This is a genomic window from Ornithinimicrobium tianjinense (assembly GCF_014636495.1).
Classification (GTDB): domain Bacteria; phylum Actinomycetota; class Actinomycetes; order Actinomycetales; family Dermatophilaceae; genus Ornithinicoccus; species Ornithinicoccus tianjinensis.
Genome location: NZ_BMEM01000001.1, coordinates 360,597 through 379,421, shown reverse-complemented (window position 1 = coordinate 379,421; position 18,825 = coordinate 360,597). Strand labels below are relative to the sequence as shown.

The window sequence follows — 18,825 nt, the reverse complement described above, 5'->3', positions numbered from 1 at the left end:
CGTCCAGCGGCGGGACCTCGTCCTGCGTGCTGTCAGCGCGAGAGCCGCGACGTGCAGAGCACCATCGCCCCGCTGCTGGGCATCAGAACAACGATATGCACACCGCGCGCGGTGCTCGGCGTGCTGGTCCTTCCCTGCGGCCTGCCGGGGTTGTTGCTGAACGGCGGACGGCGATCGGGTTAACCCCCGTGCGGTCGGGCGGGTCGCACCATCGTTCGCGGCCCTGCCCCGGACGAGGCTGGGCGCATGGACGCACAGCCTCATCCCGTCGGCGGAGACCGAGCTGACACACATCAGACCGTGGTCTTCGCCCTCGAACACCGACGGTCGATGACGCACCGGGGCGGCTCCCGACACGATGCGGGTGTGCCTCGAACCACCGCCGCGCGCGCCCGTCGGGTCCTGCTGCTCACCGACTCCTACCGCCCGACCGTCAACGGGGTCGTGACCTCGATCGACGAGCTGCGCAAGGGCCTGGTCGAGGCCGGTCACGAGGTCCGCGTCCTGACCGTCGGACCCACCCGCCGCACCACCTTCGACGGCGAGGTCTACCGGCTGCCGTCGCTGGACGCGAGCCACATCTACCCGCACGCCCGGCTGGGCCGCCCGGTCGACCGGGACCTGTGGGCCGACCTGGTCGCCTGGCGTCCCGAGGTGCTGCACTCGCACACGGAGTTCGTCGCGTTCTGGTGGGCGCGGCGGCTCGCGCACCGGCTGGACGTCCCGCACCTGCACACCTACCACACGCTCTACGCCGACTACACGCACTACTTCTTCCCGCACGAGCGCACCGGCCGCGCCCTGGTCGCCCGGTTCGCGCGCAAGACCCTCAACCGCACGGACCTGGTCATCGCCCCGACCGCCAAGATCGAGACGCTCCTGCGCGGGTATGGCGTCCGCGCGCCGGTGTGCGTGGTCCCCACCGGCATCGACCTCACCCGCTTCACCCCGGGCCCGGGGTCGGAGGACCTGCGCGCCTCGCTGGACCTGACGCCGGGCGTGCCCGTGGTCCTCAGCCTCGGCCGGCTGGCGGCGGAGAAGAACACCGCCGAGGTGATCGACCTGCTGGCCACCGTGCACGAGCCGTGGCAGCTGGTCGTGGCCGGCGACGGGCCGCAGGCCGGCGCGCTGCGCCGGCAGGTCGAGCGGCTCGGCCTGACGCCCCGGGTGCGCTTCGTCGGGGCCATCGAGCCTGCGCGGGTCCCGGACTTCTACCGGCTCGCCGACGTCTTCGTCTCCGTCTCGCGCAGCGAGACCCAGGGGTTGACCTACCTCGAGGCCCTGGCCAGCGGCATACCCGTCCTGTGCCGCGACGACGCCTCGGTAGACGGTGTCGTCGTGGACGACGTCAACGGCCGCACCTACACCACGCCCGAGGAGTTCACCCGCACGCTGACAGACCTCCTGCGCGACCCCGACCTGCGAGAGCGCTGGAGCGAGGGCGCGGTCCGCAGCGCGGCCCGCTCGGGGCGCGACACCTTCGCCGCCGCCGTCGGCGCGGCCTATGACCGGGCGATCAGTGCCGCCGGCACGGCGAGGTGGGCGGCATGACCACCGCACGGCTCGAGCGGGCGTCGACCCACCGGCCGTCCCCACCCCCGCCTCCCACGGCAGCCGCCTTCCTGCGCTGGTCGCGCCGGGTCGCGGTCGTGGGCTGGGTCGAACTGGTCGCGATGGTCGTCTGGGGGTTCCAGTCGGGGGCCCTGACGTCGGTGTCGGCGCTGCAGGACACCGTCGACGGCTTCGGGCCGCTCGCGCCCGTCGTCTACGCGCTCGTCGGCGCGGGCGAGGCGGTCTTCCCCGTCCTTCCCGGCTCCGCGACGATCATGGCCGCCCCGATCCTCTTCGGGCCGGTGGTCGGCGTCCTGGTCGCCTACGCCGCGACCTCCCTCGGCTCGATGCTCGTCTTCGCGCTCTCCCGCCACGTCGGCCAGGACCTGCTGCTCGCGCGCTTCCGCACCGCGACGGTCGAGCGCTGGCTCGGCTGGCTCCAGCACCAGCACTTCACCCGCTGGTTCGCGGTCGCGATCGCGCTGCCCGTCGCGCCGGACGACCTGCTCTGCTACCTGGCCGGGCTCTCCCGCATGCGGTGGCGCACCTTCGTGGTGATCATCCTGCTGCTCAAGCCGTGGGCGCTGATCGTCTACACCTTCGGCGTTCTGACGCTCCTGTCCCGCTGGATCCCGTGGCTGGCGGGGTGAGCGCGATGAGCCTGGTCGTCAACATGGCGAGCGAGAGCGACGTCTCCGTGCAGGGGCACGGCGTGCACACCGCCTACGTCGAGCTGGCCACCGCGCTGGAGCGTCGCGACGACGTGTCCGTCGTCCGCGGCCGCTACGGCGAGCGCGTCGACTGCGGCGTCTACCACCTGCACACCCTGGGCACGCGGGTATGGCGCAAGCTCCTCGACCCGCGCGCGCCCACCGTGGTCTCCGCGCACGTCGTGCCCGACTCGCTCGTCGGCTCGCTGCGCGGGGCACGCTGGTGGCGTCCGGCCGCCCGCCTCTACATGCGGTGGTTCTACCGGCGCGCCGACACGGTCCTCGCCGTATCCGGGACGGTCGCCCGTGCGCTCGAGTCCGAGCTCGGCGTCGACCCGGACCGCATCGAGGTCCTCTACAACACCATCGACATGGCGGCCTACCGCACGACCACGCAGGACCGCATTGCCGCGCGTCGGGAGCTGGGCTTCCGCGACGACGCGTTCGTGGTGCTCGGCGTGGGTCAGGTGCAGCCGCGCAAGCGGGTCGACCTGGTCGACCGGCTGGCCCGCGAGCACCCGGAGATGACGTTCGTGTGGGTGGGCGGCATCCCGTTCAAGCACCTCGGTGCCGACTACGGCGCCATGCGCTCCCTGATGGACGACGCCCCGGACAACCTCGTCTTCACCGACATGCTCCCGCACCCCGAGGTGAGGCGATATCTGCAGGCCGCCGACGTCTTCTGCCTGCCGGCCGAGCAGGAGAACCACCCGATGTGCATCCTCGAGGCCGCCGGCGTGGGCCTGCCGGTCGTGGCGCGCGACATCCCGGAGTACGACGACACCTTCGGCGACGACGTGCTCCGCTGCCGCGACGAGACCTTCGGCGAGGCCCTCGTGCACCTGCGCGAAGACGAGACGGCATACCGGACGTGGGCGGAGCGGTCGCGCCGGATCGCGGACCGCTTCGACAGCGCGGCCGCGGCGGAGCGGCTGGTCGGGATCTACCGGGAGCTGGTCGCGGCGCGGGTCGCCCGGAGCGAGGCCGGCCCTCACCGTCGAGACGGCGGGGGCCGCTCAGCGCGACGTCAGCGTCGGCCGGCGACCCTCAACCGGTGACGCTCAGCCCGCGACCTCGAGCCGGGCACCGAGATCACCGTCGACCTGCCGGCCCGCAGAGCGACCTGCGGCGACATCGTGGCGACCGTGGGCTGTTGTGTCACAAGCAATGCCAGAGCATTCGTTGCGACACAACAGTCCTGCACATCGATACAGCCCTGCACATCGATGCGCGGAGCGAGTGAGCGCGGCAACCAGGTGACGCGCTCGGTGGGAGATGGGGGCGGACGGGCGGTGTGGGCGGTCGGACGGTCGGCAGGTGTGTGACGAGGGCCACCTTGACCCGGCGTCAGGGTGGTGGGCTATGGTTCTGGGCAATGACTTCTCCGCTCCTCCTTCCGCGCCGCAGCGAGACCTTCTAGGTCCGGCCCTCGCTGCGGAGTTCTGCTGTCCCGGACCGCACCGACAGCACCCAGCGAGAAGAGAGCAGGACCCCATGAGCATCAGCACCCCCGCCGCCCCGTCCACGGACGCGCCCGGCGACACCCACATCATCCGCCGCAACCCCCAGCAGCCGAGCGGCATGCCGGTCAGCCGCTACGCGGCATACCCCGCGGTCGACCTGCCGGACCGCACCTGGCCGAGCAAGCGGATCACCCAGGCCCCGCGCTGGTGCGCGGTCGACCTGCGCGACGGCAACCAGGCGCTCATCGACCCGATGACCCCGGACCGCAAGCGCCGCATGTTCGAGCTGCTGGTCCGGATGGGCTACAAGGAGATCGAGGTCGGCTTCCCGGCCGCGAGCCAGACCGACTTCGACTTCGTCCGGATGCTCATCGAGGAGGACCTGATCCCCGACGACGTCGTGATCCAGGTGCTGACCCAGGCGCGCGAGCACCTGATCGAGCGCACCTACGAGGCGATCGCGGGCTGCCGGCAGGCGATCGTGCACCTCTACAACTCCACCTCGACCCTGCAGCGGCGCGTCGTCTTCGACGCCAGCGAGGACGAGATCGTCGACATCGCCGTCCAGGGCGCCCGCATCTGCGTCAAGCAGGAGGAGCAGCTCCGCGCTCACCACCCGGACACGGACATCTACTACGAGTACTCCCCCGAGTCCTTCACCGGCACCGAGCTGGAGTATGCCGTTCGCGTCTGCAACGCGGTGATGGAGGTCTTCGTCCCGACCCCCGAGAAGCCGGTGATCATCAACCTGCCGGCGACCGTGGAGATGGCCACCCCCAACGTGTATGCCGATTCCATCGAGTGGATGAGCCGGCACCTCAACCACCGCGAGAACGTCATCCTCTCGCTGCACCCGCACAACGACCGCGGCACGGGCGTGGCCGCCGCGGAGCTGGGCTACCTGGCCGGCGCGGACCGCATCGAGGGCTGCCTCTTCGGCAACGGCGAGCGCACCGGCAACGTGTGCCTGGTGACGCTGGGGATGAACCTGCTCGTCCAGGGTGTCGACCCGATGATCGACTTCTCCGACATCGACGAGGTCCGCCGCACGGTCGAGCACTGCAACCAGCTGCCGGTGCCCGAGCGCCACCCCTACGGCGGCGACCTGGTCTTCACCGCCTTCTCCGGCAGCCACCAGGACGCGATCAAGAAGGGCTTCGACGCCCTGGAGCGCGACGCGGCCGCGGCCGGGGTGGCCGTGGACGACTACCGCTGGGAGGTGCCCTACCTGCCGGTCGACCCCAAGGACCTGGGCCGCAGCTACGAGGCCGTCATCCGCGTCAACAGCCAGTCCGGCAAGGGCGGCGTCGCCTACGTGATGAAGACCGAGCACAAGCTGGACCTGCCGCGCCGGCTGCAGATCGAGTTCAGCCGGGTCGTGCAGGAGCGCACCGACGACGTGGGCGGCGAGATGACGCCCGCGCAGATCTGGGACAGCTTCCAGCAGGAGTACCTCCACAACACCGGCCCCGTCGTCGGCACCGACTACACCGTCAGCCACGACGAGCAGCACGGGCACGACCGGATCGAGGCGGAGGTCGCGGTCGAGGGCGAGCCGCGGCACATCTCCGGCACCGGCAACGGCCCGATCGCCGCCTTCACCGACGCGCTGTCCACCATCGGCGTCGACGTCCGCGTCCTCGACTACCACGAGCACGCGCTCAGCTCGGGCTCGGACGCCCTGGCCGCGTCCTACGTGGAGTGCGCGGTCGACGGCGAGGTGCGCTGGGGCGTGGGCATCCACCCCAGCACGGTCACTGCCTCCCTCCGCGCGGTCACCAGCGCCCTCAACCGGCCCACCCGCCGCTGACCCCGTCGACGCGCCGTCCTGCTGGCAGGACGGCGCGTCCGGTATGGCGCGCCGCGCCGCTGGTGGCACTACCGCCTGTCCGGTCGATTTCGTGGTGGGGGTATTGCTCAACTAGAGTCCTCCGCGGTCGAGCGACGGAGCGAGGAGGCCACGGATGGACCGGACAGGCGTGCGCCCTCGCGTCGCGGTCGTCGGTGGCGGACGCCTCGGGACCACGCTGACCCGGGCCCTGCGCCTCGCGGGCTGGTCGGTGACCGGCCCCCTGGGCCGCGGCGCGGACCCTCAGGAGGTCGGGGTCGTCCTCCTCGTCGTCCCGGACGCCCAGGTCGCCCACGCCTCCGCCGCCCTCACCCCCCGGGACGGTCTCCTCGTCGGCCACTGCTCCGGCGCCACCACGCTCGACGTCCTGGCCCCGCACGAGGCGTTCAGCCTGCACCCGCTCATGACCGTCACCGGCCAGGGCGCCGACCTGACCGGCGCCACCGCGGCCGTCGCCGGCTCCACCGACCGTGCGCTCGAGCTCGCCGAGCAGCTCGCGGACGCCCTGGGCATGCTGACGGTCCACGTGCGTGACGCGGACCGGGCGGCCTACCACGCCGCCGCCTCCGTCGCCTCCAACTTCCTCCTGACCCTCGAGGACCTCGCCGAGCGCCTCGCGGCCTCCGCCGGGGTGCCGCGCGAGCGGCTGCTGCCCCTCGTTCGCGCCACCGTCGAGAGCTGGGCCCGCACCGGCTCCGCGTCGGCCCTGACGGGCCCGGTCGCGCGCGGCGACGAGGAGACCGTCGCCCGCCAGCGCGCCGCCGTCGCCGAGCGCTGCCCCGACGACCTCGAGCTGTATGACGTGCTCCTCACCCGCACCCGCCGACTCGCCGCCCAGGAGGCCCCCCGTTGAGAACCGTCCGCACCGTCGCCGACCTCCGCTCGGCCCTGGCCCCGGCACGGGCCGAGGGCCGACGCATCGGGCTCGTGCCCACGATGGGGGCCCTGCACGACGGGCACCTCTCGCTCGTCCGAGCGGCCCGGGCCGCCTGCGACGTGGTCGTGGTCTCGGTCTTCGTCAACCCGACCCAGTTCGACGACCGGGCCGACCTCACGGCATACCCCCGGGACGAGGCGCGCGACGCGGCCCTGGCCGCAGGCGCCGGGGCGGACCTGCTCTTCGCCCCGTCGGTGGAGGAGATGTATCCCCACGGCTTCGCCACCACCGTCCAGGTGCGCGGCGTCAGCGAGCCGCTCGAGGGCGAGCAGCGTGGTGTGGGGCACTTCGACGGGGTCGCGACGGTGGTGACCAAGCTGCTCCTCGCCGCCTCGCCGGACGTGGCGTGGTTCGGTCAGAAGGACGCCCAGCAGGTGGCGGTGGTGCGCCGGCTCGTGGCCGACCTCGGCCTGCCGGTGACCATCGAGGCCGCCCCGACCGTGCGGGAGGCGGACGGGCTGGCGATGTCCAGCCGCAACGTGCGCATCGCCCCCGAGGACCGCCGCCGCGCCCTCGCCCTCAAGGCCGGCCTGGACGTCGCGGTCGAGGCGGCCTCGGGCGGTGACCTGCGCGCCGCCGAGCAGCTGGGCCAGCAGTGGATGCGGGTGATGCGCGTGGACCCCGAGTACCTCGCCCTGGTCGACCCCGACACCTTCGCCCCGGCCCACGACCCGCGCCGGCCGAGCGTGGCCGTGGTCGCCGCCCGGGTCGGCGACGTCCGGCTCATCGACAACCTGCCCGTCCCCGCCCTCGCCCTGGAGACCCGCTGATGCTCCGCACCATGCTCAAGTCCAAGATCCACCGCGCGACGGTGACGGACGCCGACCTGCACTACGTCGGCTCGATCACCATCGACCCGGACCTGCTCGAGGCCTCGGACATCCTCGAGCACGAGCAGGTCAGCGTCGTCAACGTCGACAACGGCGCCCGCTTCGAGACCTACACGATCGCCGGCGAGCGCGGCTCGGGACAGATGAAGGTCAACGGCGCCGCCGCCCGCCTCGTCCACCGCGGCGACACGATCATCGTCATCTCCTACGGGCAGTACGACCGGGCCGAGCTGGCGACCTACGAGCCCGTGGTCGTCCACGTCGAGAAGGGAACCAACACCGTCGTCGACGTGGACGCCGAGGTCGGGACGCTCCTCACCGGCGCGCGCTGAGGCGGGCCGGTGTCGACGCGCCCACGCCCCGGGCCCGCGGCCGATCACGTTCGCCCTCGCCTCACGCTGCCCGACCTCGCCGCCATGAAGCAGGCCGGCGACCGGATCGTCATGGTCACCGCCTATGACTTCCCGTCGGCCCTGGCGGCCGAGGAGGCGGGCGTCGACGTCGTCCTCGTCGGCGACTCCGCCGCGATGACCGTCCTCGGCCTCGACAGCACCGTGCCGGTCACCGTGGACGAGATGCTCGTCCTGACCCGCGCCGCGCGTCGGGGACTGCACGCCCCGCTGCTCGTCGGCGACCTGCCCTTCGGGTCCTACGAGGTCAGCGACGAGCAGGCGGTGGCGACGGCGCTGCGCTTCGTGAAGGAGGGCGGCTGCGACGCGGTGAAGCTCGAGGGCGGCAGCGCCGTGCCCCTGGCGCGGGCGGCCGCGATCGTCGCGGCCGGCATCCCGGTGATGGGCCACGTCGGCCTGACCCCGCAGACCGCGACGGCCCTGGGCGGCTTCAGGGCCCAGGGTCGCACCGCCGCGGCGGCCCGGCGCGTCGCCGAGGAGGCGCGAGCACTGCAGGAGGTGGGCTGCTTCTCGGTCGTCCTCGAGGCGGTGCCCGCGGAGGTCGCCGCAGCGATCTGCCCGTCGCTCGACCTCGTGACCATCGGCATCGGCGCCGGTCCCGCCACGGACGGCCAGGTGCTCGTCCTGCACGACCTGCTGGGCTGGGGCTCCGGCGGCTCCGCGCGCTTCGTCAGGAGGTATGCCGACCTGCACCGCCAGGCGGTCGCCGCCCTCACCGCCTTTGCCGCAGACGTGCGGGACGGCAGCTACCCCGCACCGGAGCACTGCTACGGCATCGACCCCGCCGAGATGGAGGCGTTCCGGTCGACGCTCGAGTGAGGTCACGTCCCGCGACGTGCGGTCACCCGGGAGGGACCCCCATCACGCTGCAGGGCGATGGAGGTCCGAGGACAGTGACCGCACCCGGGGTCGCCGCCGGCCGGTGGAGTCCGCACGCGCTGCCAGCCCGTCCCGGTAGGGGTCCGGGGCGGCCAGGGCGCACCCGAGCGACACCACCCCGACGCCGACCAGCAGCAGGACGACGAGGTGCGGCTCCCCGTCGCCCGCCGCCAGGAGGGCCGTCGCCACGAAGGGGGTGAACCCCGAGATCATCGTCGCCAGGTTGTAGGCGAGCGACAGGCCGGCGCTACGGGTGCGCCGGCCGAAGAGCTCGGTGAACCAGGCCGGCTGGATCGCGAAGCTGAAGCCCGAGGCGACCCCCCAGCCGAGGAGGAGCGCGCCCCAGACGAGGGCGACCCGGTCGCTGCCCACCAGCTCGAAGAACGGCCAGGCGAAGAGCACGCCGAACGCGCCACCGGCGACGTAGACCGGCTTGCGGCCGACCCGGTCGGCCAGCGTGGCCGCCAGCCAGTAGCAGCCGATACCGGCCAGGATGCTCAGCGAGACGCCGAGCAGCACGGTGTCGCGCGACAGCCGGCCGAGGCCGGTGACGTAGGAGACCGTGAAGACGAGCACGACATACCCCCAGACGTTCTCGGCCAGCCGCATGCCGGCGGCGAGCAGGAGGGAGCGACGGTCGGTGCGCCAGGCCTCCACGACCGGTCGCGTCGCGAGGTCGTCCCGCGCTGCCAGGTCCGCGAAGTCGATCGTCTCCGTCAGCCGTGAGCGGACCCAGACGCCGACCGCGAGCACGGCACCCCCGACCAGGAAGGGCACCCGCCAGCCCCAGGCGAGCAACGCCTCCTCGCCCAACGCCGACACAGCCGTGAAGACCGCCGTCGCGAGGACCGCACCCAGGGCCACGCCCATCTGCGGCAGGCTGCCCCAGCGGGCGCGGCGGTCGGCCGGGGCGTTCTCGACCGCGACCAGGGCGGCGCCTGCCCACTCGCCACCGACCCCGAAGCCCTGCACGAGCCGGAGCACGACGAGCAGCACGGGAGCCAGGGGACCGACCGCCTCCGCCGTCGGGAGCAGCCCGATCGCGGTCGTCGCCAGCCCCATGGTCCACAGCGACAGGAGCAGCACCCGTCGCCGGCCGACCCGGTCGCCGAGCGAGCCGAGCACGAGGCCGCCCAGCGGTCGGGCCAGGAACCCGACGCCGAGCACGGCGAACGACGCCAGGGTGGCGGTCAGCCGGTCCTCACCGGGGAAGAACAGGGGCGCGAGGACGAGGGCGGACGCGGTCGCGAAGACGAAGTAGTCGTACCACTCGGCCGTGCTGCCGACCAGCGCCGCGACCCGCGCGCGCCGGCGGGCCTCGGCGCTCACTGGACGGTCAGGGTCGACGGGGTGGACAGGGTGGACAGCTTGAGGTCCTGCGAGATCTTCATCGAGCAGAACTTCGGGCCGCACATCGAGCAGAACTGCGCGGTCTTGGCCGGCTCGGCCGGCAGCGTCTCGTCGTGGAAGGCCCGGGCCGTGTCGGGGTCGAGCGCCAGCGCGAACTGGTCGTGCCAGCGGAACTCGAACCGGGCCTTGCTCAGGGCGTCGTCGCGCGCCTGCGCACCCGGGTGGCCCTTGGCCAGGTCCGCGGCGTGCGCGGCGATCTTGTAGGTGATCACGCCGACCTTGACGTCGTCGCGGTCGGGCAGCCCGAGGTGCTCCTTGGGCGTGACGTAGCAGAGCATGGCCGTCCCGGCCTGGGCGATCATCGCCGCCCCGATGGCGGAGGTGATGTGGTCGTAGCCGGGCGCTATGTCGGTGGTGAGCGGGCCGAGGGTGTAGAACGGCGCGTCGTCGCACCACTCGTGCGCCAGCCGCGCGTTCTCCGCGACGAGGTGCATCGGCACGTGGCCGGGCCCCTCCACCATGACCTGCACGCCATACCTCCGGGCGACCTGGGTCAGCTCGCCGAGGGTGCGCAGCTCGGCGAGCTGGGCGTCGTCGTTGGCGTCCGCGATCGAGCCGGGGCGCAGGCCGTCGCCGAGGCTGAAGGTGACGTCGTAGCGCCGCAGGATCTCGCACAGCTCATCGAAGTGGGTGTAGAGGAAGGACTCCTGCCGGTGCGCCAAGCACCAGGCCGCCATGATCGCGCCGCCGCGGGACACGATCCCGGTGACGCGCCCGGAGGTGAGCGGCACGTGGGCGCGCAGCACCCCGGCGTGGACGGTCATGTAGTCCACCCCCTGCTCGCACTGCTCGATGACGGTGTCGCGGTAGATCTCCCAGGTGAGCGCCTCGGGATCGCCCTTGACCTTCTCCAGCGCCTGGTAGATCGGCACCGTCCCGATCGGCACCGGGCTGTTGCGCAGGATGGCCTCGCGGGTCTCGTGGATGTCCGCGCCGGTCGACAGGTCCATGACGGTGTCCGCGCCCCACCGGGTCGCCCACACCATCTTCTCGACCTCCTCGGCGACCGAGCTGGTCACCACGGAGTTGCCGATGTTGGCGTTGACCTTGGTGCGGAAGGCGCGGCCGATGATCATCGGCTCGCTCTCCGGGTGCCGGTGGTTGGCCGGGATCACCGCGCGGCCGGCGGCGACCTCGCTGCGGACCAGCTCGACGTCGCACCCCTCACGCGCGGCGACGAAGACCATCTCCGGCGTCACCGTGCCGGCGCGCGCCCAGGCCAGCTGGGTGGCGGCGCCGCCGACCGGCTCGGGGTGGGTCCAGGTCTCCCGGGTGCGGACGGTCCCGACCGTCAGGTCGTGCAGGTCGCTGCCGTCCTCGAGGTATGCCGTGTACGGCCCCGAGGTGTCGTAGACGTCGAGGTGCGTGCCGTCGGTCAGGCCGATCCGGCGGACCGGGACGCGCAGGTCCTCGCCCGCGGGACCTTCGACGTGCTGGTGCTCCTTGCGGCTGGCCATGATCGGCCCCGTGGTGACGCGGTGGCAGGAATGCTGGGCAGACGTCATCGTCATCTCTCCCTACGCCGGCATGATCCGGACAGGTTCGACGGTCGACGGCCGGCTGCCGTCCTCTCAGCCCGCGCCTCGTGCGGACTCCCGTGGTGTGTGGTTGTGGTGGTGCGCCGGCGAGGCTAGCAGACGCCCGCCGGCGCCCCGTCAGCCCCGGCCGTCGCCCAGCAGCGTCTGGCCCTCGTCGGTCACGGTCCAGTAGGGGTTGTGGGCGATCTCCCAGACGTGACCGTCGGGGTCGGCGAAGATGCCGGAGTAGCCGCCCCAGTAGCGGGTCGCGGGCCGGCGCAGCACCGTGGCCCCCGCGTCCACGGCGGTCGCGAACTGCTCGTCCACGTCGCCGGCGCTGCCGACGTTGAGGCCGAGGACCTTGCCGCCCCAGCCCTCGCTGCCCGGGGTGTCCTCGTCCTCGTCGTCGAGGTCGATCCCCGAGTCGACGGCCAGCGCCATGCGCTCCCACAGCGCGACGACCATGCCGCCGGTCTGGAAGAAGACGATGTGCTCCGGCGACGGGCCGGTCTCCCACCCGAGGGCCGTGTAGAAGTCCTTGGCGCGGTCCATGTCGGCCACACCGAGCGTCACCAGAGAGAGGCGCTGATCCATACCGTCAACCTACACAGCGAGCAGCTCGGCGACCGCCAGGGGGATCGCGCGGGCCACGGCGAGCGCGCGCAGGGGCCCGCCCGGGTTGGCCCGCTCGGCCGCGCGGGCGTGGACGAGGGCCGCGAGGGAGCCGGCGTCGACGGGCGAGAGCCCGGCGGCGAGCAGCACGCCCGCCAGCCCGGCGAGCACGTCGCCGCTGCCCGCGGTGGCCAGCCAGGCCGGCGCGACCCCCTGGCTGCGGACCGCCTGCCCGCGCTCGGCGGGTGCGACGATCGTCGTCGCGCCCTTGAGCAGGACGGCGCACCCCGTGCGCTCCGCGGCGCGCCGCGCGTGCTGCACGGGGTCGGCCGCGACCTCCTCGCGGGTCGTTCGGCGCGCCGGGTCCAGGCCGCTGAGCAGGGTCGCGAGCTCGCCGGCGTGGGGCGTCAGGAGCGTCGGCGCCGTGCGCCGGTGGCCCTCGAGGATCCAGGGCACGAGCAGCTCCAGGGCGCCGGCGTCGACGACCAGGGCCAGGTCGTCGGCGCCCAGCGCCTCACGCACGATGTCCGCGTGGTCGTGGTGGTGGTCGTGGTCGGCGTGGCTGCGGCCCAGGGGTCCGATGCCGGGGCCGACCACGGCGGCCTGCATCTGCCCCGCCCCCGGGACCACCTCCGGGCACGCGGCCAGGACCAGGTCCTCACACCGGCGCGGCCCGAAGTAGCGCACCATGCCCGCGCCCGCCTCCACGGCCGCGGTGGTGCACAGGACGGCGGCTCCCGGATAGGCGTCGCTGCCGGCGATCACGCCGAGGACACCGCGGGTGTACTTGTGGTCCTGCGGCCCGGGGACCGGCCACAGCTCTGCGACGTCCTGCGCCTCCAGCCGCTCCACCGCGGGGGGACGCGTCGTCTGCACGCCGATGTCGGCGAGCATGAGCCGCCCGATCGAGGACTCCGTGGCCGGGAGCAGGTGCGCGGGCTTGAGCAGGGCCAGGGTGACCGTCTCGTCGGCGTGCGCGACGTCGCTGACGCGGGGCCCGCTGAGCGGGTCGCCCAGGGGCGTCTTCCCGGCGCTCTTCAGCCCGGCCGGGTCGGCCCCGCTCGGCAGGTCCACCGAGAGCAGGTATGCCGTGTCCGGCACCGCGTCGATGGCCTCGGCCATGGCTCCCCGCAGCCCCGGGCGGGCGCCCGTGCCCAGCAGACCGTCGACGACGAGGTCGGCCCCGGCCAGCAGCTCGTGGACGAGGCGGGGCAGGGGCGCGGTGGGGTCGGTGCGGTGCACGAGCACGCCTGCGCGCGTCGCGGCCGCGAAGCCGCGCGCGTGCAGCTCCTTGCCGATGCCCACCGCCGTGACGGACAGGCCGCCCGCGAGCAGGGCCGCCGCGTGCAGCGCGTCGCCGCCGTTGTCGCCCGGCCCGGCCAGCACCACCACCCGGGTGGCACCGCGCTCGGCGGCGCGCTCCTTGACGACCTCCGCCAGGGCCCGGGCCGCGCGCAGCATCAGCTCGCCGTACGGGAGGCCGGCCCGCACCCGGGCCTCGGCCGCGCGGACGTCCTCCACGGCATACCCCTTGAGCACCTAGTCCTCCTCGGGGGCGACGATGGGCGACGGGGCGTCGCCCTCGGCGACGACGACGGCGGAGGCGATCCCCGCGTCGTGGGACAGGGACAGGTGCAGGGACGTCACGCCCAGCGCCTCGGCCCGCTCCTGGACGGTGCCGGTGATCCGCAGGTGCGGCCGCCCGTCGTCCGCGCGGACGACGATGGCGTCGGTCCAGCGCAGGCCGACCGGTGCGCCGAGCGCCTTGGCGAGGGCCTCCTTGGCGGCGAACCGCGCGGCCATCGAGGCCGGACGCAGCCCCTGCTCCTCGGAGGTGAACAGGCGCTCCTCGAGGCGCGGGCTGGCCTCGAGCCGCGCGGTGAAGCGGGCGATGTCGACGACGTCGATCCCGATCCCGAGGATCACCGGCCGACGCTCACTCGACGGTGACGGACTTGGCGAGGTTGCGCGGCTGGTCGACGTCCAGACCCTTGGCGGTGGACAGGTGCAGCGCGAAGACCTGCAGCGGCACCACGGTCAGCAGCGGCGCCAGCAGGGCGGGCGTGCGCGGGACGCGGATGACCACGTCGGCGAAGGGCACGACGTCCTCGTCCCCCTCCTCGGCGATCACGAGGGTGCGGGCGCCGCGGGCGCGGATCTCCTGGATGTTGGAGACCACCTTGCCGTGCAGACCGTGCTCGCTGTCCGGCGACGGGACGATGACGAACACCGGCTGGCCCGGCTCGATGAGCGCGATCGGGCCGTGCTTGAGCTCTCCGGCGGCGAACCCCTCGGCGTGGATATAGGCGAGCTCCTTGAGCTTGAGCGCGCCTTCCATGGCCACCGGGTAGCCGACGTGGCGACCGAGGAAGAGGACCGAGCGGGAGTCGGCCATGTAGGAGGCGATCTCCTTGACGCGGTCCATCTGGCCGAGGAGCTGCTCGATCTTGGCGGGGATGGCCTGCATCTCGGCCAGGATGCCCTCGACGTCCGGCTCGACCCCGGTGACGCCCGCGCGCAGCGAGGCGAGGTAGAGGCCGAGGATGTAGGAGGCGGTGATCTGCCCGAGGAAGGCCTTGGTCGAGGCCACCGCGATCTCCGGCCCGGCGTGGGTGTAGAGCACCGCGTCGGACTCGCGCGGGATCGTCGAGCCATGGGTGTTGCAGATGGAGACCGTGCGCGCGCCCAGCTCCTTGGCGTGACGGACCGCCATGAGGGTGTCCATCGTCTCGCCGGACTGGGAGATCGACACGACGAGCGTGTGCTGGTCGATGACCGGGTCGCGGTAGCGGAACTCGTGGGCCAGCTCGACCTCGACGGGGATGCGGGTCCACCGCTCGATGGCGTACTTGGCGACCATGCCGGCGTAGGCGGCGGTGCCGCAGGCGACGATGACGATCTTGGTCACCGCGCGCAGCTCGTCCTCGGGGATGTGCAGCTCGTCGAGCGCCAGCCGACCCTCGGCGTCGAAGCGGCCGATGAGGGTGTCACGCACCGCGTGCGGCTGGTCGTGGATCTCCTTCTCCATGAAGGTGGCGTAGCCGCCCTTCTCCGCGGCCGCCGCGTCCCAGGTGACCTCGTAGGCCTTGCCGTCGGAGGGCGTGCCGTCGAAGTTGATGACCTCGTAGGTGTCGGGGGTGATCGTGACGATCTGGTCCTGACCGAGCTCGAGCGCGTGGCGGGTGTGGCCGATGAAGGCGGCGACGTCGGAGCCGAGGAAGTTCTCGCCCTCGCCGAGGCCGACGACGAGCGGGGAGTTGCGGCGGGCGCCGACGACCGTCTGCGGGGCGTCGGCGTGGACCGCCAGCAGGGTGAACGCGCCGTGCAGGGTGTTGACGACCTCGCGCATCGCGTCGGTGAGGTTGCCGGTGCGGTCGAAGGCCTGGGAGACCAGGTGGGCGACGACCTCGGTGTCGGTCTCGGAGGTGAACTCCACGCCCTGGGACAGCAGGTCCTGCTTGAGCGAGTGGAAGTTCTCGATGATGCCGTTGTGGACGAGCGCCAGCTTGCCGTCCCGGCCCCCGCGGTGCGGGTGGGCGTTGTCGTCGGTCGGGCCGCCGTGGGTGGCCCACCGGGTGTGGCCGATGGCCGTGGCGGTCTCGTGCAGCGGGGCGCTGGCCAGCTCCTCGCGCAGGTTGCTGAGCTTGCCGGAGCGCTTGCGGGTCTCGACGTCGCCCTCGGCGACGAGCGCCACCCCGGCCGAGTCGTACCCGCGGTACTCCAGGCGTCCCAGCCCCTCCATGACGACGTCCAGCGCCTTGCCGCTGACCTGGGGGCCCACGTAACCGACGATTCCGCACATGGGGGCAAGCCTACGACGTCGCAGGGACGCTCCCGGACTCTGCCAGAATGCCGCGCATGGCTTCCCATGGCAACGGCGCCAGCATCCCCTCCCCGTACGTCGAGCTCGACCGGCGGGACTGGGCGCGGCTGCGCGAGTCCCACCCGATGCACCTCGACGCGGCCGACGTCGAGCGGCTGCGGGGTCTGGGCGACCGGCTCGACATGGACGAGGTCGAGCAGGTCTACCTGCCGATCAGCCGGCTGCTGTCCTTCTACGAGGAGGCCACGGCGCGGCTGCACCAGGTGACCGGTGACTTCCTCGGCGAGCGCGCCGCGCGGACCCCCTTCATCGTCGGTGTGGCGGGCTCGGTGGCCGTGGGCAAGTCGACGACGGCGCGCATCCTGGCCGAGCTGATCTCCCGGTGGGACTCGCAGCCGCGCGTCGACCTCGTGACCACCGACGGCTTCCTCTACCCGAACCGGGTGCTGGAGGAGCGCGGCCTGATGGACCGCAAGGGCTTCCCCGAGTCCTACGACCGTCGTGCGCTGCTGCGCTTCGTCTCCGAGGTCAAGGCGGGGCGCGCCGAGGTCCGCGCACCCGTCTACAGCCACCTCATCTACGACATCGTGCCCGGCGAGTCGATCGTCGTCCGCCAGCCGGACGTGCTCATCGTCGAGGGGCTGAACGTCCTGCAGGCCCCCCGCCCGCACGCCAACGGTCGCGCCGGTCTCGCGGTGAGCGACTTCTTCGACTTCACCGTGTATGTCGACGCTCACCTCAGCGACATCCGCCGCTGGTACACCGAGCGGTTCCTGTCGCTCCGCGAGACCGCCTTCGCCGACCCGACATCGCACTTCCATCGCTTCTCCACGCTCAGCGACGACGAGGCGGTGCGGACGGCTCAGGAGATCTTCGACTCGATCAACGCACCGAACCTGGTCGAGAACATCCTGCCGACGCGCAGCCGCGCGACCCTGGTCCTGCTCAAGGGGCCGGACCACACCGTCGACCGCGTGCGGCTGCGCCGGCTCTGAGCCGGCCAGGGACTACAGGTCGGCGAAGCGGGCCCGGGCGAAGCTGTAGATCCCGAAGAGCACGAGCCCCAGCGCGATCGCGAGGAGCAGCGCCCCGCCGAGCGGCTGCTGCACGAGCAGCTTGAGCGCGCCGTCCAGCCCGGTGGAGCGCTCGGGGTCCGCCGTGGCGGCGGCCAGCACGAAGAGCCCGCCGACGATGGCCAGGGCCACCCCCTTGGCGGCATACCCGACCATCCCGCTGCCGACCACGGTCGCACCGACGGGGCCACCGTCGTCGGCCGTGGGCTGCAGGTCGTCGAGGAACCGCTTGGCCAGGCCCTTGTAGACGTGATAGCCACCGGCCGCGATGACAGCCAGACCCACGGCGCCCACGAGAAGCCGACCGAGCGGCATACCCATGAGCGTGGCGGTGAGGTCGGTGCTGCTCTCGCCGCTGTCCGTGCTCCCCCCGAGGGCGAAGGTGAGGGAGGTGGCGCCGAGGGCGCCGTAGAGGACCGCCTTCCCGGCCGCCTTGAGCCGGTCCTTGGCCTCACCGCCGCCGAAGATCGCCTCCAGGGCCTGCCACAGCGCGAGCGCCGCGAAGCCGACCACGCAGGCCCACAGCAGCACCGGACCGCCGGGGGCGTCACGCAGCGCCTCGAGGGCACCGCCCTGGTCCGCCTCCCCGCGACCGCCCAGAGCGACCTGCGCCGCGACCCAGCCGATCACCAGGTGCAGCAGCCCGCTGGCGGCGAAGCCGGCGCGCGCCAGCCGCTCGAGCCACGGGTGGTCGGACAGGTTGCGCGCGGTACGCTCGGCAGCAGCGGCGAGGGGGGTGTCGTTCACTCCCCCACCCTACGGCGCAGGACCCCCTCTCGCGGCGCGAGACGAGGGTCCTGCAGCAGGTATGTCGTCGATGCGGCGGTGGTCAGTACCAGCCGACGGACTCGGAGTGGCCCCAGGCGTTGCAGGGGCTGCCGTAACGCTCGGAGATGTACCCCAGACCCCAGGTGATCTGGGTGGTCGGGTTGGTCTGCCAGTCACCCGCGACGGAGGCCATCTTGCTGCCGGGGAGGGCCTGCGGGATGCCGTAGGCGCCCGAGGAGGCGTTCATCGCGAGGTGGTTCCAGCCGGACTCGCGCTGCCAGAGGGAGTCGAGGCAGCCCCACTGGTCATCGCCCCAGCCGTAGCTGCCGAGCATCGACCGCGCGATCGAGCGCGAGTCACCGGAGACGACCGGCGCCGTGGAGACCGAGGCCTCCTCGCGGGGGGTGCTGCGGGAGGCAGCCTGCTCCTCCGCGCGCTCGGCGGCAGCCTGGGCGGCGGCCTCCTCGGCAGCGGCCTCCTCGGCGGCCTGCTCTGCGGCGGCAGCCTCGGCGGCCGCCTTCTCCTCCGCGGCGCGGCGGGCGGCGGCCTTCTCAGCCCGCTCCTCCGCGATGGCGTCCGACGCGCCCCGCGCGGAGCGCACGCTGCTGGAGGTCAGGTCGGCGGACGCACCGAGCGAGTCCAGGGCCTGCTGCTCACGGAGCGCCGTGGCCTCGGCGAACGCGGCGTGGGCCTCGTAGCTCGCCCTGGCGCTGCGCTCGGCCGCGGTGTCGGCGGCGAGGTCGGGGTTGAGGCGCGACACCGCTGCGGTCAGGCCGCCCGTGCCCGGCGCGGCGGCGCTGGAGCTCACGGCGTAGCCGGCCACGGCCAGCGAGGTGACGGCGATACCGGCGGTGACGGCACCGGCGGGGCCGCCGAGCTTGCGCGCACGGTGACGGCCGGACGGGCCGCGCGACGGCTCGAGCAGGGGGGGCTGGGACATGCGGTGGTTACCTCTCAGGGACGCGCCGCCCCGGGCCTGACACGTCCCGCGCC

17 protein-coding genes are annotated in these 18,825 nt (G+C 73.1%); 9 read left to right on the top strand and 8 right to left on the bottom strand.

From position 1 onward, the window contains the following. The first annotated feature begins 366 nt into the window (after nt 1–366). The 8 genes from IEV65_RS01820 (at nt 367) to panB (ending at nt 8,569) form a co-directional block, all read left to right on the top strand. Nucleotides 367–1,551, top strand: a complete 1,185-nt coding sequence (locus IEV65_RS01820; RefSeq protein ID WP_229734787.1) for a glycosyltransferase — start codon at nt 367–369, stop codon at nt 1,549–1,551. Beyond that, the gene (locus IEV65_RS01815) at nt 1,548–2,201 is read left to right on the top strand and encodes a TVP38/TMEM64 family protein (protein ID WP_188427896.1); all 654 of its coding nucleotides are present in this window, start codon (nt 1,548–1,550) and stop codon (nt 2,199–2,201) included. The genes IEV65_RS01820 and IEV65_RS01815 overlap by 4 nt, the downstream gene beginning before the upstream one ends. Nucleotides 2,202–2,206: 5 nt before the next feature. Beyond that, a complete protein-coding gene (locus IEV65_RS01810) occupies nt 2,207–3,319 on the top strand; it encodes a glycosyltransferase (protein WP_188427895.1) in 1,113 nt (370 codons plus the stop codon). A gap of 436 nt (nt 3,320–3,755) precedes the next feature. After that, a complete protein-coding gene (gene leuA / locus IEV65_RS01805) occupies nt 3,756–5,534 on the top strand; it encodes a 2-isopropylmalate synthase (protein WP_188427894.1) in 1,779 nt (592 codons plus the stop codon). 154 nt (nt 5,535–5,688) lie between these two features. Beyond that, nucleotides 5,689–6,426: a DUF2520 domain-containing protein gene (locus tag IEV65_RS01800; protein ID WP_188427893.1), complete on the top strand. Its 738-nt coding sequence runs from the start codon at nt 5,689–5,691 to the stop codon at nt 6,424–6,426. After that, nucleotides 6,423–7,280 carry a pantoate--beta-alanine ligase gene (gene panC / locus IEV65_RS01795; protein ID WP_188427892.1) on the top strand — a complete coding sequence of 286 codons (858 nt, stop codon included), beginning with the start codon at nt 6,423–6,425 and terminating at the stop codon, nt 7,278–7,280. Before IEV65_RS01800 ends, panC begins: the two co-directional genes overlap by 4 nt. Continuing rightward, complete coding sequence (gene panD / locus IEV65_RS01790; RefSeq protein WP_188427891.1) at nt 7,280–7,672, top strand: aspartate 1-decarboxylase; 393 nt, start codon at nt 7,280–7,282, stop codon at nt 7,670–7,672. The genes panC and panD overlap by 1 nt, the downstream gene beginning before the upstream one ends. An 84-nt stretch (nt 7,673–7,756) precedes the next feature. Then, the gene (gene panB, locus IEV65_RS01785) at nt 7,757–8,569 is read left to right on the top strand and encodes a 3-methyl-2-oxobutanoate hydroxymethyltransferase (RefSeq protein WP_188427890.1); all 813 of its coding nucleotides are present in this window, start codon (nt 7,757–7,759) and stop codon (nt 8,567–8,569) included. A gap of 42 nt (nt 8,570–8,611) precedes the next feature. On the opposite strand, the gene IEV65_RS01780 is transcribed toward panB, so the two are convergent. The 6 genes from IEV65_RS01780 to glmS all read right to left on the bottom strand — a co-directional run bounded on the left by IEV65_RS01780 (nt 8,612) and on the right by glmS (nt 15,970). Continuing rightward, nucleotides 8,612–9,958: an MFS transporter gene (locus IEV65_RS01780; RefSeq protein WP_188427889.1), complete on the bottom strand. Its 1,347-nt coding sequence runs from the start codon at nt 9,956–9,958 to the stop codon at nt 8,612–8,614. Next, nucleotides 9,955–11,496 carry a phosphomethylpyrimidine synthase ThiC gene (gene thiC / locus IEV65_RS01775; protein ID WP_371870156.1) on the bottom strand — a complete coding sequence of 514 codons (1,542 nt, stop codon included), beginning with the start codon at nt 11,494–11,496 and terminating at the stop codon, nt 9,955–9,957. The genes IEV65_RS01780 and thiC overlap by 4 nt, the downstream gene beginning before the upstream one ends. Nucleotides 11,497–11,694: 198 nt before the next feature. Further along, nucleotides 11,695–12,150, bottom strand: a complete 456-nt coding sequence (locus IEV65_RS01770; RefSeq protein ID WP_188427887.1) for a VOC family protein — start codon at nt 12,148–12,150, stop codon at nt 11,695–11,697. Nucleotides 12,151–12,159: 9 nt separating this feature from the next. Further along, complete coding sequence (locus IEV65_RS01765; protein WP_188427886.1) at nt 12,160–13,707, bottom strand: bifunctional ADP-dependent NAD(P)H-hydrate dehydratase/NAD(P)H-hydrate epimerase; 1,548 nt, start codon at nt 13,705–13,707, stop codon at nt 12,160–12,162. Next, nucleotides 13,708–14,094: a holo-ACP synthase gene (locus IEV65_RS01760; RefSeq protein WP_188427885.1), complete on the bottom strand. Its 387-nt coding sequence runs from the start codon at nt 14,092–14,094 to the stop codon at nt 13,708–13,710. A gap of 10 nt (nt 14,095–14,104) precedes the next feature. Then, nucleotides 14,105–15,970, bottom strand: a complete 1,866-nt coding sequence (gene glmS, locus IEV65_RS01755) for a glutamine--fructose-6-phosphate transaminase (isomerizing) (RefSeq protein WP_188427884.1) — start codon at nt 15,968–15,970, stop codon at nt 14,105–14,107. A 56-nt stretch (nt 15,971–16,026) separates the two neighbouring features. On the opposite strand from glmS, the gene coaA reads away from it, so the two are divergent. Continuing rightward, entirely contained in the window at nt 16,027–16,986 is a 960-nt protein-coding gene (coaA, locus tag IEV65_RS01750) for a type I pantothenate kinase (protein ID WP_188427883.1), read from the top strand. Nucleotides 16,987–16,998: 12 nt separating this feature from the next. On the opposite strand, the gene IEV65_RS01745 is transcribed toward coaA, so the two are convergent. Continuing rightward, nucleotides 16,999–17,811, bottom strand: coding sequence for a DUF1206 domain-containing protein (locus IEV65_RS01745; protein WP_229734786.1), 813 nt, complete (start codon nt 17,809–17,811; stop codon nt 16,999–17,001). A gap of 82 nt (nt 17,812–17,893) precedes the next feature. Beyond that, nucleotides 17,894–18,772: an aggregation-promoting factor C-terminal-like domain-containing protein gene (locus IEV65_RS01740; RefSeq protein WP_188427882.1), complete on the bottom strand. Its 879-nt coding sequence runs from the start codon at nt 18,770–18,772 to the stop codon at nt 17,894–17,896. Between the last annotated feature and the right edge of the window lie 53 nt (nt 18,773–18,825).

What these genes read in the sequence shown, in the direction of transcription:
- IEV65_RS01810 (WP_188427895.1), top strand. Translation starts at nt 2,207, where the DNA reads ATGAGCCTGGTCGTCAACATGGCGAGCGAGAGCGACGTCTCCGTGCAG.
- leuA (WP_188427894.1), top strand. Translation starts at nt 3,756, where the DNA reads ATGAGCATCAGCACCCCCGCCGCCCCGTCCACGGACGCGCCCGGCGAC.
- IEV65_RS01770 (WP_188427887.1), bottom strand. Translation starts at nt 12,150, where the DNA reads ATGGATCAGCGCCTCTCTCTGGTGACGCTCGGTGTGGCCGACATGGAC.
- IEV65_RS01740 (WP_188427882.1), bottom strand. Translation starts at nt 18,772, where the DNA reads ATGTCCCAGCCCCCCCTGCTCGAGCCGTCGCGCGGCCCGTCCGGCCGT.
- IEV65_RS01800 (WP_188427893.1), top strand. Translation starts at nt 5,689, where the DNA reads ATGGACCGGACAGGCGTGCGCCCTCGCGTCGCGGTCGTCGGTGGCGGA.
- panB (WP_188427890.1), top strand. Translation starts at nt 7,757, where the DNA reads ATGAAGCAGGCCGGCGACCGGATCGTCATGGTCACCGCCTATGACTTC.
- panD (WP_188427891.1), top strand. Translation starts at nt 7,280, where the DNA reads ATGCTCCGCACCATGCTCAAGTCCAAGATCCACCGCGCGACGGTGACG.
- IEV65_RS01815 (WP_188427896.1), top strand. Translation starts at nt 1,548, where the DNA reads ATGACCACCGCACGGCTCGAGCGGGCGTCGACCCACCGGCCGTCCCCA.
- coaA (WP_188427883.1), top strand. Translation starts at nt 16,027, where the DNA reads ATGGCTTCCCATGGCAACGGCGCCAGCATCCCCTCCCCGTACGTCGAG.
- glmS (WP_188427884.1), bottom strand. Translation starts at nt 15,970, where the DNA reads ATGTGCGGAATCGTCGGTTACGTGGGCCCCCAGGTCAGCGGCAAGGCG.
- thiC (WP_371870156.1), bottom strand. Translation starts at nt 11,496, where the DNA reads ATGGCCAGCCGCAAGGAGCACCAGCACGTCGAAGGTCCCGCGGGCGAG.